The organism is Pseudomonas sp. LBUM920 (assembly GCF_003852315.1).
Lineage (GTDB): Bacteria > Pseudomonadota > Gammaproteobacteria > Pseudomonadales > Pseudomonadaceae > Aquipseudomonas.
Genome location: NZ_CP027762.1, coordinates 6487473 through 6504944, shown reverse-complemented (window position 1 = coordinate 6504944; position 17472 = coordinate 6487473). Strand labels below are relative to the sequence as shown.

11 protein-coding genes are annotated in these 17472 nt (G+C 62.7%); 2 read left to right on the top strand and 9 right to left on the bottom strand.

What is annotated here, in order from left to right; translation table 11 throughout:
- Positions 1 to 7 precede the first annotated feature (7 nt).
- From pbpC to C4J83_RS30235, 3 genes are all read right to left on the bottom strand, one after another.
- Positions 8 to 2305 carry a penicillin-binding protein 1C gene (pbpC, locus tag C4J83_RS30245; protein ID WP_124418813.1) on the bottom strand — a complete coding sequence of 766 codons (2298 nt, stop codon included), beginning with the start codon at positions 2303 to 2305 and terminating at the stop codon, positions 8 to 10.
- On the bottom strand, positions 2286 to 8093 hold the full coding sequence (locus C4J83_RS30240; protein WP_124418812.1) for an alpha-2-macroglobulin family protein: 5808 nt from the start codon (positions 8091 to 8093) through the stop codon (positions 2286 to 2288). The genes pbpC and C4J83_RS30240 overlap by 20 nt, the downstream gene beginning before the upstream one ends.
- Positions 8094 to 8172: 79 nt before the next feature.
- Entirely contained in the window at positions 8173 to 8802 is a 630-nt protein-coding gene (locus tag C4J83_RS30235; RefSeq protein ID WP_124418811.1) for a LysE family translocator, read from the bottom strand.
- A 136-nt stretch (positions 8803 to 8938) separates the two neighbouring features.
- On the opposite strand from C4J83_RS30235, the gene C4J83_RS30230 reads away from it, so the two are divergent.
- Complete coding sequence (locus C4J83_RS30230; protein ID WP_025854407.1) at positions 8939 to 9412, top strand: Lrp/AsnC family transcriptional regulator; 474 nt, start codon at positions 8939 to 8941, stop codon at positions 9410 to 9412.
- Between the two features lie 147 nt (positions 9413 to 9559).
- On the opposite strand, the gene C4J83_RS30225 is transcribed toward C4J83_RS30230, so the two are convergent.
- The 6 genes from C4J83_RS30225 to C4J83_RS30200 are packed head-to-tail and all read right to left on the bottom strand — an operon-like array spanning position 9560 to position 15240.
- Complete coding sequence (locus C4J83_RS30225) at positions 9560 to 10492, bottom strand: phosphatidate cytidylyltransferase (RefSeq protein WP_106575956.1); 933 nt, start codon at positions 10490 to 10492, stop codon at positions 9560 to 9562.
- A 1-nt stretch (position 10493) separates the two neighbouring features.
- Positions 10494 to 11114 (bottom strand): lysophospholipid acyltransferase family protein, encoded by a 621-nt coding sequence (locus tag C4J83_RS30220; RefSeq protein WP_119741220.1) that lies wholly within the window; start codon positions 11112 to 11114, stop codon positions 10494 to 10496.
- A 9-nt stretch (positions 11115 to 11123) separates the two neighbouring features.
- On the bottom strand, positions 11124 to 11567 hold the full coding sequence (locus C4J83_RS30215; protein ID WP_124418810.1) for a hypothetical protein: 444 nt from the start codon (positions 11565 to 11567) through the stop codon (positions 11124 to 11126).
- Positions 11557 to 12855: a phosphatase PAP2/dual specificity phosphatase family protein gene (locus tag C4J83_RS30210; protein ID WP_124418809.1), complete on the bottom strand. Its 1299-nt coding sequence runs from the start codon at positions 12853 to 12855 to the stop codon at positions 11557 to 11559. Before C4J83_RS30210 ends, C4J83_RS30215 begins: the two co-directional genes overlap by 11 nt.
- A 2-nt stretch (positions 12856 to 12857) precedes the next feature.
- Positions 12858 to 14612 (bottom strand): bifunctional alpha/beta hydrolase/class I SAM-dependent methyltransferase, encoded by a 1755-nt coding sequence (locus tag C4J83_RS30205; RefSeq protein WP_124418808.1) that lies wholly within the window; start codon positions 14610 to 14612, stop codon positions 12858 to 12860.
- 10 nt (positions 14613 to 14622) lie between these two features.
- Positions 14623 to 15240, bottom strand: coding sequence for a CDP-alcohol phosphatidyltransferase family protein (locus C4J83_RS30200; protein ID WP_124418807.1), 618 nt, complete (start codon positions 15238 to 15240; stop codon positions 14623 to 14625).
- Between the two features lie 303 nt (positions 15241 to 15543).
- Here C4J83_RS30200 and hflK point away from each other — a divergent pair, with 303 nt between their 5' ends.
- Positions 15544 to 17469 (top strand): protease modulator HflK, encoded by a 1926-nt coding sequence (gene hflK, locus C4J83_RS30195; protein ID WP_124418806.1) that lies wholly within the window; start codon positions 15544 to 15546, stop codon positions 17467 to 17469.
- Positions 17470 to 17472 lie beyond the last annotated feature (3 nt).

Sequence of the window (17472 nt, the reverse complement as noted above, 5' to 3'; positions counted from 1 at the left end):
CCTGTGATCACGGCACAAACTCCACCTTCAACCCCCGGCTCGCACTGCGGCCTTGATCATCACTGACCCGCAGCCGGTATTCGCCCGACTTGCCCGGCCGCCAGTTCAACGTGGTTTGCGGCGGGCCTTGGCCGATCAAGGTTTGGTCGGCAAACCAATACAACGTCGCCGCGTCGCTGGCCGCGTTGGCATTCAGCGGGATGCTTTCCTGTGGCTGAGACAGCCGCAACTGGTAGCTCACTTGGGTCAGCGGCGAGCGAATTTGCGGGGCTTCGCTTTGGTCGCTGATGCGGTTGGGCTGGCAGTTTTTCATCACGCTGGGCGGCGTGCGCCGAGGCAGGCCGGCGGCGCGATACAGGCGTTGCACGTCACTGGGCCAGAACTCGAAGACTTCTTCACGGGTGTATTGCGCATCAAATGGCGGGCACGCAGCCTTGCCAGTGCGGGTGTCGATCAGCACCGGGCGGTGCAGGTTCGACACGCGAATCGGCGACACGCCGGGGATGTACCAGGTCTTGCGGGTTTGCGGGCACCAGCGGTTGGGCAACTCACCGGAAGCGGCGCAGACCTCAATGCGCACCAGCCCGGCGGGTGGCTTGTCGGGCTTGATCACCACATTGGGCAGCGCCAGGGGCAGGGCGTCAGCGATGCGAAAGAACAACGGTGCAGCGGTCTTGGCGCCGATAAACGCAGGGTTCGGTCGACCATCGAAGTTACCCACCCACACCACCAGCACGTACGGCCCGACCAGGCCGGCGCTCCAGGCATCGTGAAAACCCCACGAGGTGCCGGTTTTCCACGCGGTGCGCCAATGGCGGCCCGGCAAGCCATCCGGCCGTGGGTTGCGGCGCAACATATCGCGCACCATAAACGCGGCCTGCGGCGTGAGCAGTTGCGCTCCAGTGGATTGCGGCTGTTCCTGCAAATACCGTAACGGCCGCAGATGCCCGTCACCGGCCAGCATCACATACAGCCGCGCCAGTTCTTCGGGCGTCATCTCGCCACCGCCGAGGGCCAAGGCCAAGCCGTAATGGCTCTCGCCGCGCAGGCCCTGAATGCCGGCGCGTTGCAGCAAACCGTACAACGACGGCGACTTTACTTGGCTGGCCAGCCACACCGCGGGGATATTGCGACTACGGATCAAAGCATCCCGCGCTGTCAGCGGCCCGATAAAACTGCCGTCGAAATTTTCCGGCTGAAAGTAGCCGAAGTTACTCGGCAAATCCTTGAGGATGCTCATTGGGTGGATCACACCCTGATCCAGCGCCAGCCCATACAGAAACGGCTTGAGGGTCGACCCCGGCGAGCGCCGCGCCAACACGCCGTTGACCTGTCCGTGAATGCTTGTGGATAAGTAATCCGCCGAGCCCACCAGCGCTTTTACGCTCTGGTCACGGCTGTCGATCAGAATCGCTGTGGCGTTTTCCACACCCGTGCTGCGCCGCTCGGCGATAAAGCCGCTGATTAGGCGTTCGAGCAATTGCTGCAAGGGCAGATTAAGCGTGCTGTTCAGCTCGTTGCCGGGCTGGGACGCCAGCAGTTGTTCACTCAGGTGCGGCGCCAGGAAGGGGATCTGTTGGCGGTTGCGCGCCTCCAGCGGCAAGTCGAGCAAACTGTCGTTTCGCGGGTCTTGTGGATAAGTCTCGCGCCAGTCGGCCATCAAGCGCAGTCGCGCGTTTTGCAGCGAGGGCCCGAAACGCGCGCGCCGCCCCGGCTGCTGGGGAATCACCGCCAGAGCCAGCGCCTCGGACAACGACAACTGCGCCGCCGACTTGCCAAAGTAAATGCGGCTGGCCGCCTCGGCGCCTTCGATATTGCCGCCCATGGGCGCCAGGTTCAGGTAGGCCTCAAGGATGTCGTGCTTGCTGTAGCGCGCCTCCAGCCACAACGCCAGGGCCATCTGCTGCAACTTGCCCGGCACTTGGCGGGTGTTCAAATCCCACAGGCGCCGCGCCAGTTGCATGCTCAAGGTCGAACCGCCCTGGCGCTGGCCGCCGCTGTAGGTGGCCATGGCCGCGCGCAGCAACGCCGGGGGATTGATCCCCGGGTGCCAATAGAAATTGCGGTCTTCCTTGAGCAGCAACGCCTCGACCAGTGACGGCGACATGCGCGCGAGCGGCAGCCACAACCGGTATTGGCCGTCATCCGCCAACGTCATGCGCAGCAGCGCGCCGTCGTCGGCCAACACCACCCGCGACGAGGTGACCGCCTGTTCCAGCGGGGCGTGTGGCCACAACCGCAACCCCACCAGCACCACCGCCGCTGCCAGCAGCGGCGTCAGGCGTTTAAGGCTTGGTAATTTCAAGCTGGCCTACTTTGCCGCGCCCTTGCAGGGTGGTTTCGTACATCCCTTCGGCGTAGGCCGGTGGCGTGTTGAAGGTGCCGGCGTTGGTGGCGCGCACGCGGTAGACGAAAGTGCCCACATCGCGCAGCGCGGTGCCGTACAACACCACCCGATCATCACGCACGTCCACGTAGTCCGGCTGCCAGTTGCTCAGCTCGGTTTCGCCGATAGGCGCCTGCCAGGCATCCGCTTCTTCACTGTCGGCGGTTTCCACGTACTCCGAATCATCGCCTTCGCTTTCATCGGTGCTGGCGGTCTCCGGCTCCGGCGGCAAGTTATACACAGGCTCGACGCCGCCGGGCAGCAGATCGACCACGGCCACTTGCTGCACTTGGTCGCGGTCGGTCGCACGCAGGCGCAGACGCACCAGGAACTCATCGCCCACCGCCACTTTGCTCACGGGCTCGCCTTTGAGGTCGAGGTATTCGTGGATGATTTCCAGGCCATTGTTGATCGGCTTGAGCTTGGCGCCCTTGTCGAAACCGGCTTCGCTGAGCATGTAGAACGCGGCCGGGCCGTCGGTTTTTTCCATCACCAGCTTTTGCGTAGCGCCCGGCACGGCGGCGCGTGGCGGCTGCCCGGCCATTTCCAGCAATTGCTGCTGCTTGTCGCCCAGCCAGGCGGTGGCTTTGAGCGTCATGTCGCTTTGCGCGCGCTGGCCATAGTTGTCCAGGGCACGCAGCAGCAGGGCGGCCGACAGCGAGTTGTAGCGTTGCTCGTTAAGACGCTTGCCGAGCTTATCCAGCAAGGCGGTCGGCACATCGTCCAGCAACTCAGGGAAGTGACGCGCCAGCAGGTGCAAGTGTTCGGCGTCGTGCACCAGCGGGTCGTAATACAGGCCGTCGCTGTCCCACTTATCCACAAGGGAGCGCCATGGGATTTTGCGGAACAGCGAATCGGCCTGGCGGTCCTGCTTGAGCAACTTGTAGCTGGCGGCCAGGTAAGCGGCGCCCAGGTCGTTCTGCCAGGTGTCTTTGAAGTAACTTTCGTAGCGCTCGCGGATATCGCTCAAGGCGCCGCTCACGAGAATGCCCTGACGGCTCAGCAGGTAACTGGCGTACGCACGGTTGCGCAATTCCGACAGCCCTTCGCTCGGGCCGTTGGCCAGTTCTGTCAGGTAGGCGTTGGAGCGCACCAGCAAATCTTCCGGCACCGGCAGCCCGCGTTCCTTGGCTTCGATCAGGAAGTCGGTGGCATACAAGCTGGCGTACGGCGCCACGTCCGGGTTGGCGGCCCACAAACCGAAGCCGCCGGCCTGGTTCTGGCGTTGGCGCAACATGCGCACCGCGCTGCTGAAGGCTTGCTCGGCTTCGGGTGCGGTGCCGCCCCAGATCAACGCCGGCATGGCCTTGGACACCAATTGCTCGGTGCAGGCATAACCGTAGTCATCCAGGTAATGCTTGAGGCCGTTGGCCCACACCAGCGGCGAGGCCGCCACGCCCAGTTGCACGTCGCGCAGTTGGCTGAACAGCTCGCGCGTTGGCTTGAGCTCTTTGCTGGCACTGTCGAAACGGCCCAGGCTCAAGGCCACACGGTGCTCACTTAATGGGCGGATCGAGGTGGTTTCCGCCACCTGAATGCGCTTGCCGTCCGGCAGCACGGCGATAAAACGCAGGTCCGCCGAACCGAGGGTTTCGCCGACCTTGATCTTGAATTCGGCGGTGCCTTCTTTACGCGGTTGCAGTGACAAGGTGCTGCCTTTGTCGCCCTGCACGTTGAGGCCGTCGCTGGTCTGCAGCTCAAACTTCACGTCTGCCGCGGCATCGAGGTTGCTGAATACTCCGGCGCTCACATTGAACACATCCCCCGGCGCGACAAAGGCCGGCACGTTTGGTGTGATCACGATCGGCCCACGCACCTCGGTGCTGGCCTCGCTGACGCCCACGCTGTCGGCGTCCACCGCCACCGCAAACAGGTGCAGCTTGCCGTTGAAGCTGTCCGGCACCTGGTAATGCAGCACGGTTTCACCGGCCGGCAAATCCACCAACCCGGACCACCACGCCACAGGCGGCTGATGTTTACGTTTGAACGGGTTGAGGTGGTTGGCCAGAGCGCCTTCCGTATCGCCGCCGGGCGCTGCCCCACTGAGCAAGCGGCTGAATTCCGGCAGGATCAGGTCAAGAATCTGACTGGTGCCGACCTCCAGTGCGCGCTTCTGGAAGAAGAAACCCAACGGGTCCGGCGTCTGGTAACGCGCCACTTGCAGGATGCCTTCGTCCACCGCGTAGACCACCGCGCGGCCTGGCCGGTCGGCGGTGACCTTGATGTCCAGGGTCTGCCCCGGTTCGATCTTCGCCGGGCCTTCGACCTTCAGCGCCATGCGGCGCGCATCCAGGTTGATGCTGAACGGCACCACGCCGTAGGACAGCGGGCTCATATAAACCTCGGACGAGCCGATGTCGCGCACGAACTGCACGTTGACGTAGGCATTGCCCTCAAGGCCCGCAGGCACGCGGATATGTTGCACGCTGTTGGTGCTGTCGGCCTTGAACCATTGCTGGGTGTAAACCTTGTCGCGTTCGATGGTGATCAAACCGGCGCCGGTGTACGGCGCGCGGATGCTGATCGCAATCTCATCGCCGGTGGCGTAGCTGCGTTTATCCAGGCGCAGCTGCAACTCGGCGTTACGCTCCAGGGAGCGCGACGTGTTGCCACGTCCGGCCACGCTGTAGTCGATCTGGTTGAGCAGGTTGCCGTTGGCATCCTTGAGTTGCAGGGTGAAATCGCCCGGCGTACCGGTGTTCAGGGTCTGCTTGGCGCCATCCTTGGTCATCGTCAATGGCGAGGCGGGCTGGCTGATGTTCTTGATGCGCGACTCGTATTTGTAGGTGCCGTTGGACTGTTTCACCAACACCGACACATAACGGTGCTCGACCACTTCACTGGTCAGGCCGTCCACCGCCAATGGCGTGAGGTCTGGCGCGACGGCCAGCCACTGCACCTGACGCGGGGCGTCCTTGGCGACGTACGACAGCGAATCCTGACTTTTCACACCAACCAGATAAGGCGCGGACGACACCAGCAGTGCACTTTGCGCCGCCACGTTACGCCCACCTTCAGCCTCGAACACCTGGGTCATGACCTGCAGGCGATAGGTGCTGTTGGCGAAGCGTTGCAGGTTAAGGTCGAGCACGGCCTGGCCGTTGTCGTCGACGGTGGTTTCAGCGAGGTCTTCGGTGCTGGCGTCTTCCAGTGAGTTGTTGAGGCGGAAGCGGTAATCGGGATAACGGTCGAAGGCCGCAAGCGTCGGGCTCAAGGACATCTTCGCCGTCACCCGGCGGCCGGCGGCCGGAGCGCCGAACAAGTGCATTGCAGTGACTTTGGCCACCACCTGGTCCGGTGGAATCCAGCCCAATACGGGCGTGTCATGCAGGCTCAGGCTGACCTTCATGCGGTCCGGCTCGAAATCGCGGACCTTGAAACTGACACTGCCCAGGTCGGTGCGGGTGTTTTTCTCGCCAATCAACTGCAAGGTCGCGGTGTAATCGCCTGCGGGGGCGACGTCGCTGCTGGGGAAATCAAAAGTTTCAAAACCGCTGGTGGACAGCTTCAGGGGTTGACGAATCACCTCCAGGCCACGCGGGTCGGTGATTTGCAGCTCCACCGGCAGGCCTTGCAGGGCGCCTTTCCAGTTGCCGCTGCGCACGATCATGCCCAAGTGCGCGGTCTCGCCAGGGCGATACAGGCCGCGGTCGGTAAACAGGTAGGCGCTGAGCCGATCAATCGCGCCGTCTTCTTCCAAACCGCCTACATCAAAACGCGACAAATCCAGCTGCTGCGACTGACGGGCAATCGGCAGGAAGGACTGATCATTGCCGCGAGTGACTACATACATCAGCGGCGTTTTCTCACGGCGCAGTTCATCCAGCTTGGCGAAATGCGCATGGCCTTCGGTGTCGGTGCGGCCACTGCTGACCGGCAGGCCGTTGCGACCAATGATGTCGACCTGTGCGTCGGCCACCGGCGAACCGTTGCCGATCGACTGCACATACACATCATGGCTGCCATCGCTGGAGCGCTTGGCGATGATGCCCAGGTCAGTTACCACGATAAAGCGCAGGTCGCTGGTACTGCTGCGGTCGTACTCGAACGTGCGTTCTGCGGGGTCATCCTGAGGGCTGAGCTTGAGCACGAAAATGCCACGACGCCCGCCGTTGGCGGTGAGGTAGTGGCTCAGATCGACGTTGTCGTAGACGGTGTTCGCCGGGTCATTGGACGACAGCGCAATATCCAGCGACTGGCGCTCGACCATCCGATCAAAGTATTCGTTGACGAAATTGGGCCGGGCAAAACTGCCGCTGCTCTGGTCCACCAGGTGTTGCAACTGGTTAGGCAGCAGCCGGGCGATTTCCACATGGGCGCCGGGCACGCCACGGGCCATGAAGCCCAGGCGTTTTTCGCCGTTGAGGCTCAGCAGCGCGCCGTTGGACAGGAACTGCAGCGTGCGCGGATACGCCGGCATGCTGATCAACGAGGCCGTAGGGTTTTTCGCCAGATAGCCGCCGATGGCTTCCAGGTTGGCGGGCACACGCACATACAGCGCGCGACCGGCCGGGGCCTTGAATTTGAACGCGTGCAAGGTGTTCAGCGGCTCGACGCTGGGCACATGGGTCAGGGCGACCTTGGTGCTGCGGGCCAGCAGGGCGTCATCAATGTCGTTGCTGGTATAGGGACGAGTGTCGTCCTGGGCTTTTTCCGGCAGCAGCCACGCCTGGACCTTACCGGCAATGGTGTCATCGGCCACGGCGCTGGAGCTGCTGAACATCAGCACCGGTTCCGGTTCGCCGCGTTCATTGTCGACAAAACTGACGTCGGCGGCGGTGAAGGTCAGGCGATAACGGCCGGGCACGGTGACTTCCGACACCAGCGGCGCGGTGCTGGCGTTGCCACCGTCACGGGCTTTGATGCCTTCGTCGAGCCTGGCGCTGACCGGCGTGCTTTCCAGTGGCGTGGCGAGGGCGGCAGAGCGTACGTAGGCGTTGAGCTTGTTGTCGTCGAAGGTGATTTCCGGGCGGTTGGGCAACTGCGCGTCGCGGTAGGCCAGGCCTTTGCCGAGGGTCACAGACACGCGCTTGCGCAGGTTGTCTTCATCCACCGGGTGGGAAAAGTGGAAGGTCGCGACCAGCTGTTTCAGCGTCGGGTTGGACGGGTCTTGATACAGCTCGTTTTGCGCCAGGGTGGCGCGGAACGGCTGGGTGGAAAACTGGCTGCTGTACTGGCTGAGCAACACGCCGTCGGCCAGGAGGTTTTTCTTCGCCAGGTCCAGCGTGTAGTGGGCGTCTACAGGCCAGTCTTTTTCTGGCACGAACAGTAAAGTGCGGTCATCGGACCAGCGCCAGGCGCCTGCCACGTTGGGTTTGAGGGTGATGCCCTCAGTCACCGGTTTGCCAATCGCCGCCAGGGGGGCCACGGATTCGGCGAAACGCACCTGCAAGTTATCCACCACCGGCGGTTGCTGGGTGTAATCCGTCAGGTTCGGCTTGTGCAACGAATAACCAACGGTGTGCGGCTGCGGCAGGTTTGAATACCAGTGCCAGCCGTAGAATCCTGCGCCAGCCAGTAACACCAGGCCCAGCACGCCGGCGCCGGCCTGGCGCGGATAGGCGCGAGCGTTGCGGCCCAGGTTCGCAAAGCCTCGACCTATGGCGCGCAGCCAGAAAGGCGGCTGCCATTGGCCGAACAGGGCACTCACCACCGTGGTTAACAGGCCGAGAAAACGGCGACTGATCGCTTTCAACGAATCGAACATGGTGAGCATCCCTGGCTAAGTGCGGCGTATCTTACACGCGTCTTTGATACAAAAGATGACGTGAATATGCCGCAAACGCTCAGGCGTGTTGCACAAAAGTGAGACGCACCGCAAAACCGATCAAAAGGCTGCCGAATAACCACTGCTGCAGGCGCTGCGCCGAGCGATTGCTGGCCAGCCAGCGGCCGATGCGCGCGCCGGCCAGGGCGTAGCAACAGTCAAACGCGAAGCCCACGGTCACCAGCATCACCCCCAGCCATGCAAACTGCGCCGCCACCGGGCCGGCCTGCGGGTTGACGAATTGCGGCAGCAGCACCGAGCAGAACAGCAGGGCCTTTGGGTTGAGCAGGTTCGTCAGCAGTCCGCGTTGAAAGGCCACGCGCCAGGCATGGGCGGGTGGTGCGCCGTGAGAGGCGTCGAGCGATGGCAGCCCGTTCGCACGCAGGCATTGCACGCCCAGCCACAACAGGTAGGCCGCACCGCCCAGGCGCACCACGTCGAAGGTCCAGGGCGCCACTTTGAACAACGTCGCCAGCCCCATGCCCGCCAACACCACATGGCATGCCCGGGCGAGGCCCAGGCCGATTGCCGTGGTCAGCGCCAGCGCTTTGCCCTGGCGCGCGCCGGTTTGCAGCAACAGGATCATGTCCGGCCCCGGCAGCAGAAACGCCACCGAAAGTGCCATCAGAAATAACCACAGCTCTGTCATGTTCCACCCCCTTGATGTGTCGGCTAATTCTAGGAGTGAAGGGCAGGGCAGGTGCTTGCGTAGTCAGCTTATAAAGCGTCTATTCTTGGCACTGTCTGCCATTGATTAAGCTAACGGCCATTCATTTATGCCAAATCTGAAACTTGATGCCTTTGACCGCAAGATTCTTGAAGCCCTGCAACGTGATGGGCGCCTGAGTAACGTGCAGCTGGCGGATGAGATCGGCCTGTCTGCCTCACCCTGTTTGCGCCGTGTGAGGCTGCTGGAGGAAGCCGGGGTGATTCGCGGCTATCAAGCCACCCTGGACCGCGATGAAGTGGGCCTGGGCATGATGGTGTTCGTCGGCGTGAAGGTGGAGCGGCACAACGACACCGAGGCCAATGCCTTTCGCGAGGCGGTGACCGCACTGCCCGAGGTGATCTCGGCATTTCTGGTGTCGGGTGAGTCGGATTTTCTGTTGCAGGTGGTGGTGCCGGATTTGCGTGGGTACGAGCGGTTCGTCACCGGCAGCCTGTTGAAGCTGCCGGGGGTGCGGGACATCCGCAGCAACTTTGCGATCCAGACCGTGAAAACCCCAGGCGCCTTGCCATTGGGGCACCTGCCAGGCTGAATACTTCAAAACCCCACCAAAACCACTGTGGGAGCTGGCTTGCCTGCGATGGCGGTGTTTCAGTCAACAAATGGGTTGCTGGCCCACCGCCATCGCAGGCAAGCCAGCTCCCACAGTTGATCCGCGTTGAGCTTGAGGTGGTATTTCTCAGGTCCACCAGTAGCGAACAAGGTGAAAGAAAATCGGCGCCGCAAAACACACTGAATCCAGCCGGTCCAGCATCCCGCCGTGCCCTTCGATCATATGGCCCCAATCTTTCACGCCTCGGTCGCGCTTGATTGCCGACATCACAATGCCGCCGGCAAAGCCGAGCAGGTTGATCAGCAGTGCGATCAAAAACGACTGCCATGGATTAAAGGGCGTGGTCCACCACAGCGCAGCGCCGATCAGGGATGACAGCAGAATCCCGCCGACGAAACCTTCGACGGTTTTGGACGGCGACAGGTTGGGCGCGATCTTGTGTTTGCCGAACAGCTTGCCACATACGTATTGCAGCACGTCCGACAGCTGCACCACGATCACCAGGTAGGCGATCAGCAACAGGTTGCGACCTTCGTAGCCAGGAATGTCGAGGGTCAGCAAGGCCGGGACGAAGGACACGCAGAACACGGCAATCATCAGGCCCCATTGCACCTTCGACGCGCGCTCCAGGAAGTGCGTGCTGTCGCCACCCAGTGAAGCGAGGATCGGCAGCAGCAGGAACACGTACACCGGGATGAAGATCGAGAACAGCCCGTACCAATCGGAATAGATCAGCAGGTATTGCAGCGGCAAGGCCAGGTAGAACGCGGCCACCAGCGCCGGGTAGTCACTGCGGCGGGTCGGGGTAAGGGTGAGGAATTCGCGCAGGGCGTAGAACGACACTGCGTAGAACAGCAGGATCACCGCACCGGTGCCCAGCCAGAAGGCGATGCCGATCACCACGACCATCACCCACCAGGCGTTGATACGGGCGTTGAGGTTGTCGACGACCGCATTTGGCGTACCGCGGGTGCGCAACTTGAGGATCAGGCCGATCAGCGAGGCGAGCACCAGGATGGCGCCGATCCCGCCGAACAACATCAGGGTTTGGCTATCCATGTCAGACATGCTCCGGGGCAAGGGCAAGCAGGGCGTCGCGGGTGCGGGCGAGGAAGGCGGTTTTGTCTTCGTTATCTTCCAGTTGCAGTGGCGCACCGAAGCTGGTGGTGCACAGCAATGGCAGCGGCAGCACGCGCCCCTTGGGCATGACCCGGTTGAGATTGGCGATCCACACCGGGATCAATTCGGCCTGTGGATAACTTTTTGCCAGGTGGTACAGGCCGCTTTTAAAGGGCAGCAGGCCGTCTTCGAGATTGCGCGTGCCTTCGGGGAAGATGATCAGCGAGTCGCCACCTTCCAAAGCGGCGAGCATGGGTTGCAGAGGGTTATCCACAGGGTCTTTGCGCTCACGATCGATCAGCACGCCATTGAACACGCGGTTGATGATGTAACGGCGCAGTGCGCTTTTGTTCCAGTAGTCGCTGCCGGCCACCGGACGCGTGAACTTGCGCAGGTTTTGCGGCAGGGACGCCCACACCAGCACGAAGTCGCCGTGGCTGCTGTGGTTGGCGAAATAGATGCGCTGCACCGGCACCGGCGCGCAACCCAGCCACAGGCTGCGGGCGCCGGTTACGGTGCGGGCCATTGAGGTAATCAGGGTGGCAACCACAGGTTCGAACATGGGGATTCCTTATCCGGCGAAAGGTAGCCAAGGGCTGGCGAGGATCACGGCCAGGGTCAGCAGCAGTTGTGCGCCCAGCAGCCAGGCCTGCTTGCGCAGCAGTTTGAGGGCGCCGCGACGGCGTTCGGTCCAGGGCCGGCCGACCCGCTTGGCCGATTGCAGGCCAAGGGTTTGCAGGGCCTGGTCGAGGTCGGGGGTGCGCTCGGTGTCGCGAGCGAGCAGGGCGAACAGGTCGGCATCGAAGGCTACGCGCAGTGCCCAGTACTTTTGCAGCAGCCCGAGGACAATCATCCACAGGCTGAGCAACAGGCAGATTGGCGCGACACTCGCCATCAGCAGTTGGGCCAGGCCGAAAAGTACGCCAAGCAGCGTCAGGCCTGTGGATAACTGATCCAGCGAGCGACCACGACGCAGCAGGCTGGCGACCACCTGGAGTTCCATATCAGCGGGCATGGGTTAAACCCTCCAAAGCTTCGCGGTGAGCGGGGTGCAGGACCACTTGGGCCCGCGCTGTACGAATAATAGCCAGGGCCTCGTCCACGGTTGTGGCGCGCTCACTGTGCAGCAGCCAGGCTGCAACCGCGGTGGCGCTGCGTGAGTAACCGAGGGCGCAACACACCAGTAATGGCCCGCTTGCGCGCAGGCGCTCAATGGCTTGAGCAGCTTGCAGGCATTCGGCGGGTTTCGGCGCAATCAGGTCCAGCACGGGGACGCATGCATAAGCGCGGCCCTGTGGATTAATCGGCAGTTCGGCGCACAGATCGACGATTGCCTTGAATAAACCTTGCTCGCGTGTGGCGGGTATTCGACCGAGCCAAACGTTATCCACAATCAGGTCCGGCTGTGGATGCTTGCGTGTCCACAGGCGTGAGTTGACCCACGCGGCCGCCAGGTAGGGCGCATACAGCCAGCGCGCGGCAGGCGTCAGCGTGCCGTCGAGCCGTTTTTGAAAGCCCGGCGCGCCGAGTACGAAGTAATTGGCCTTGATCAACCCCAGGGAAACCGCCGGCCATAGCAGCCACAGCCACCAGCCGCCGAGCGTTAACGCAAGAATCACCAATGCCAGGGCGCCCAGGCCATAGCGCGCCCCTAGCCGCCAGCGTTTTCGATCCCGCGTAAGCCGCGCATTCAACAGCGGGCTCGGGTGCTCCAGCGGCCACAGCCACACGCATAACCAGCCGGCGAGGGCGCCTGTGGGTAAGTCGATAAAGTGATGTTGATAAGTGGTCAGCACCGAAATACCGATCAACGCGAACCACCCGTGCACCACCCAGCGCCAAAAGCCCTGGCTGTGGCGCTGGTACATGATCCACAGAATCACCAGCAGCGCGATATGCAGCGACGGTGCCTGATTGAACGGCTTGTCGAAGCCTGCCAGCACGGCAAACAGCCAGCCAAAAACGCCATCCAGCGCCGGCCGTTCAAAGGTGAACCGCAGTGGCCAGATCAGGAAGCAGCTCACGGCAATCACCTGGGCGGTGAGCAGGCGCAGCGCGTGTTGTTTCAGTTCATGGCGGCTAGTGGGCAGCAGCAGCGAAAAGCCGTAGAGCAGGTCGATGGACCAGTAGGGCACGATGGTCCAGGCCCAGAACGGCATATGGGTTTCCCAGCCGAACACCAGCGTGCCGACATCGCTGCGCTGGCTGGTGACCCAGGTGGCGAAGCCGTAGGTGCTGAAAAACAGCGGCGCCAACAACAGCAACCACAGGACCGCAGGTTTTAGTAAACCGGGTTCGCGCATGCTCAGATCTTCTGTGCCAGAGACACAGTGAAAATGCCCCATTCGTCCACACGCTGAGTGATCTTGCGAAAGCCTGCGGCCTCGACGAGTTGGTCCATTTCCGCCTGGCTGCGACGGCGCATCACCCAGGCGTGGCCCTGTCGATGGCTGGTCAGCGCGCGGGCGATCAGTTCCAGCTGCGGGTGCCATGGCTGGCCGGTGTACACCAGATAACCGCCGGGCTCCACAGCTTCAGCAAGGCCGGCCAGCGAACCGCCGACCATGGCGTTATCGGCAAACAATTCATACAGCCCGGACACCACCGCCAAGGTCGGCTTGGGGTCGAGCGCCGCCAGGTCCGCGCGATCAAACGCATCGCCTTTGACGAACTGCGCGATATCCCCCAGGCCTTTTTCGCGAATCAGCGCGCCACCGTCGCGCACGTTGATGTCGCTGTAGTCGCGCAGCAGGATCGACTCCGGCAGCGGCGATACGCCCTGCAAGGCTTCGAGAATGTAGCGGCCGTGGCCCGCGGCGATGTCGACAATGCGCACTTGGCGATCATCGTTGCGCAACTTGGCCATGGCCAGGCGCAGCAGCTCTTCGACATTCAGCTTGCGCTGGCGGATGCCACGCCAGCCGATGGAGTTGAGGTAGTTGGTGTCGATCATCCGCCCCAGCCCGCCTTTGCCGGTGGGCTTGTTGCGGTACACGTAATCCAGTGTGCTGCCGGAATCGAAGCCGGTATCAAAGCCCAGTTTCACCCCGTCCGAGAGGTTCTTGCCCAGGCCCATACTGGCGCGGGTCATGCGCCAGTACAGGTCGCGCAAAGAGTTGCGCGGCAGCGGTGCGGCCAGGGATTCGGACTCGGCGCAGGTGGCGCCCAGCTTGTCGGCGTCGAGCAACGAGGCGCGGTCCAGCGGGTGCGCAAAGTTTTGCAGGATAAAGCGCCTGGCGCTGCTCACGGCCACGGCACGGTCGCGTTCACCGAGGGTGTCGTGGAAGAAGCCGGGCAGGATGTGCAGTTCTTTTTTCAGGCTGCCCAGGCGGTCGAAAAATTGCTGCTGAGGTTTGCGGTGCACCACAAAGTCGGAGCCGGAGATCAGCAGCTGGGTCGGCACCTGGATCGCCTGGGCATCGGCCACCACGCGGTCGGCAGCTTCGTACAGGCCTAGCAGCACATTCACCGAGATCGCCTTGGTGATCAGCGGGTCGCTGTCGTAGGACGCGACACGCTCCGGGTCATGGCTGAGGAACTTGGCCTTGACGTAGCTGTTAACGAAAAAATTGCCGCGAAATGTGCGCATCAGCGCCAAGCCTGGCCGCGCGAACGGCACGTAGAGCTTGACCTTGAACGCCGGGGAGGCGAGCACCAGTGCGCGGATTTTCGGCGCGTAATCGTGCACCCAGGTGGCTGCGATCACCGCGCCGACGCTTTGAGCGATCACCGCGCAATTGTCTTCTTCGATGCCGTAAGTGGCACCGATGTGGTCACGAAAGGTTTGCACGTCGCGGGCACTGGTGGCGAAGCTTGGGCTGTCGCCGCGCGCGCCGGGCGACTGGCCGTGGCCACGGGCGTCCCAGGCAAAGAAGTCGAAGTGCGGCAGGTCCAGTTCATCGACCAGGTGGGCAATGCGCCCCGAATGCTCGTGGCCGCGATGGAACAGCAGGATCGCCTTGCGCGGCTCATCGCCAAGCGGCGCGGTGGCCGGCCAGTGCCGGTAGACAAGCTCGACGCCATCGTGGGTGCTGAAGCTGTGCTCTTGCTGTTCGCGCATCGCAAATTCCTTATGCAGAAGGGGACGTCGTTTCTTTGAGACCCTGGCGCACGCGGTTGACCATGGTGTAGGCGAGCAGCGCCGCCACCAGCCACATCACCGCGTTGACCCAACCCGCGCCCAGCCAGCCGAGCGCCACGCCGGTGGCCAGCACACCCAGTACAAATGCGCGATCACTCTTGCCCATTGGGCCGTCGTAGCGCCGCGACGCACCGACCATGGGCCCGAGCACACCGGCGTATTCGCTGAGCACCGCCAGCAACGTGACCAGCAGCACTGGCGCCAGGCTCACGCCGGGGATCAGCGCAAAGGGCAGGATCAGCGCGCTGTCGGCGATCACGTCGCACAGTTCATTGAGGTAGGCGCCCAGGCGTGACTGCTGGCCGAATTCCCGAGCGAGCATGCCGTCGATGGCATTGAGGGCCATGCGCAGGATCATCCACAACGGGATCAGGGCAAACAGCCAGAGGTGTTGGGCAAAGCCTGCAATGAGCAGGCCCACCAGCAAGGACACCGCGCCGGCCAGCACGGTGATCTGGTTGGCCGTGGTGCCGTTGTCGTAGAGGCGCTGCACGAGTGGGCGCAGTAAGGTTTGAAAACGCGGCTTGAGCTGATAGATCGAAATCATGGGAGGTGACGCTTCCTTGTCCGTTTACCCGCGAAAAACTGTTTTGGAGTGTGCCGATTAATCGGCGGCTGCACCAGTGATGGCTCGTGTTTATGGGGGGTTAGTCACGCTCTTGCAGGCGCTGGAGAGTAAATGTGGGAGCGAGCTTGCTCGTGAATGCGGTGGGTCAGTGACAAATGAGCTGGATGAACCACCGCATTCGCGAGCAAGCCCGCTCTCACAGGGGTTTTGTGTTGTTTTCGAACAAAAATTTCACGCTGCGTGTTATATCGTAACGAATTGTGTACAGACGGGCGTGAGTGGATGCAAGTGGATCTAGAAGCTGACGGCGCTTTGGTTGAAGGCTTGCCGCGTTTTCAGCAGGGGCTGTTTCATGCCCGTCGATTGCGCCAGGCCGGCATCAGCCTGACGGCCCTGGCCCTTTGCGCTTGGGTGCTGGCGTTGTTTGTCGCCCTGTTTGCGCCGCTGTCGATCTGGCCGGTGGTGCTGATCAACTGCGCGTCGGCCTTGTTGGTGTTGGTGGCCGGGCTGCAATCGGCGTGGTGGGTCGCCGATTGGCGGGCGCAGGCGCTGGAAGCGCCAACGGTGGAATTGATCGAGCCGCAGCTTGAAGACAGGGGCGGGTACGCGCGGTTTGTCGGACGTTTCGGCAGCAGCCTGCTGGCGCAGATGGGCGCGCCGGTGCTGTGGTTGAGTGGCTGGTCGTTGCTGGCATTGCTGAGCATTGTCGAATTCTGGAACCTGGCACTGCCCGCTGCAGCCGTGGGGCAATCGGCAAGCATTGGCGCCGCGCTGGGGCTGGCGTTGGCCTTTGGTTTGCTGGTGTTCGAGCGTCGTCTGGCGCAGGAAACGGCTGCGCAATGGCCGGAAGCCTCACAGCTGGCGCAGTTAAGCCGGGTGGCGATTGCGTGCCTGGTGGTCAGCGCGATCTGCCTGCTGTTTGACGGCGCGCAATCTGTATGGCCCTTGCGCCTGGCCGTGTTGATCGGCCTGTTGCCGGGGCTGGTCGCCGTGGAGTTTTTGCTCAGGGCCGTACTGTCGCTGTTCAGCCCACGCCAGCCGCGCCTCGAACCACGGTTGATGGCGCAAAGCTTTATTGCCGGTTTGCTGCGTTGGCCGCCACAACCCTTGCAGGCTCTGCAGCATGAGTTGCACAACCGCTTCGGTATCGATTTGCGCCAGATCTGGGCATTTACCTACATGCGCCGGGCATTCCTGCCGGTGCTGCTGGTGGTATTGGCCGTAGGCTGGGCGCTGACCGGCGTGCACGAAGTGCCCCTGCAAGGCCGTGGGATTTATGAGCGCTTCGGCAAACCGGTGGCGGTGTTCGGCCCTGGCCTGCATGCCGGATTGCCGTGGCCGTTGGGCCGCGTCATCACTGTCGAAAATGGCGTGGTGCATGAACTCGCTACCAGCGTCAGCGAGGCTGCCACACCGGAGCTGGCCGCCGCCGAAGGCCCGGCGCCGTCGATCGCCAACCGCTTGTGGGACGCCAGCCATGTGAATGACAAATCCCAAGTGATCGCCAGCAGCAGCGGCGACAAACAGAGCTTCCAGATCATCAATATGGACGTGCGGTTCGTCTACCGCATTGGCCTGACCGATCAGGCGGCGCTGGCCGCCACCTATAACAGCGCCGATGTGCCGACGCTGATTCGCAGCACCGCCAGCCGCATTCTGGTGCACGACTTTGCCTCGCGCACGCTCGACGAATTGCTCGGTGAGCAACGCACCCAACTGGCCGACGAAATCGGCCGCTCGGTGCAGGCAGACTTGCAGAAGCTCAACAGCGGCGTGGAGATTCTGGCCACGGTGGTGGAAGCGATTCACCCGCCGTCCGGCGCTGCCAACGCCTACCACGCCGTGCAGGCTGCGCAGATCGGCGCCCAGGCGCTGATCTCCCGCGAACGCGGCGCCGCCAGCGAACAGACCAACCAGGCCTTGCTGCAAGCCAGCACCGCGCGAGATCAGGCCTTGGCCACCGCGCGCGAGGTGAATGCTGGCGCGCAAGCGGCCGACCTGCGATTCAGCGCCGAACAAAAGGCCTACGCCATCGCCGGCCAGGCATTCGTGCTGGAACAGTACCTGGGCCAACTCAGCCAAGGCTTGGCCCACGCCAAGCTGCTTATTCTGGATCACCGCCTGGGCGCCGATGGCGCACCGACGATTGATCTGCGTTCTTTTACTTTGCCGGCCGACCCTATGGCGCCGCGTAAAGCCGTTCAATAAGGA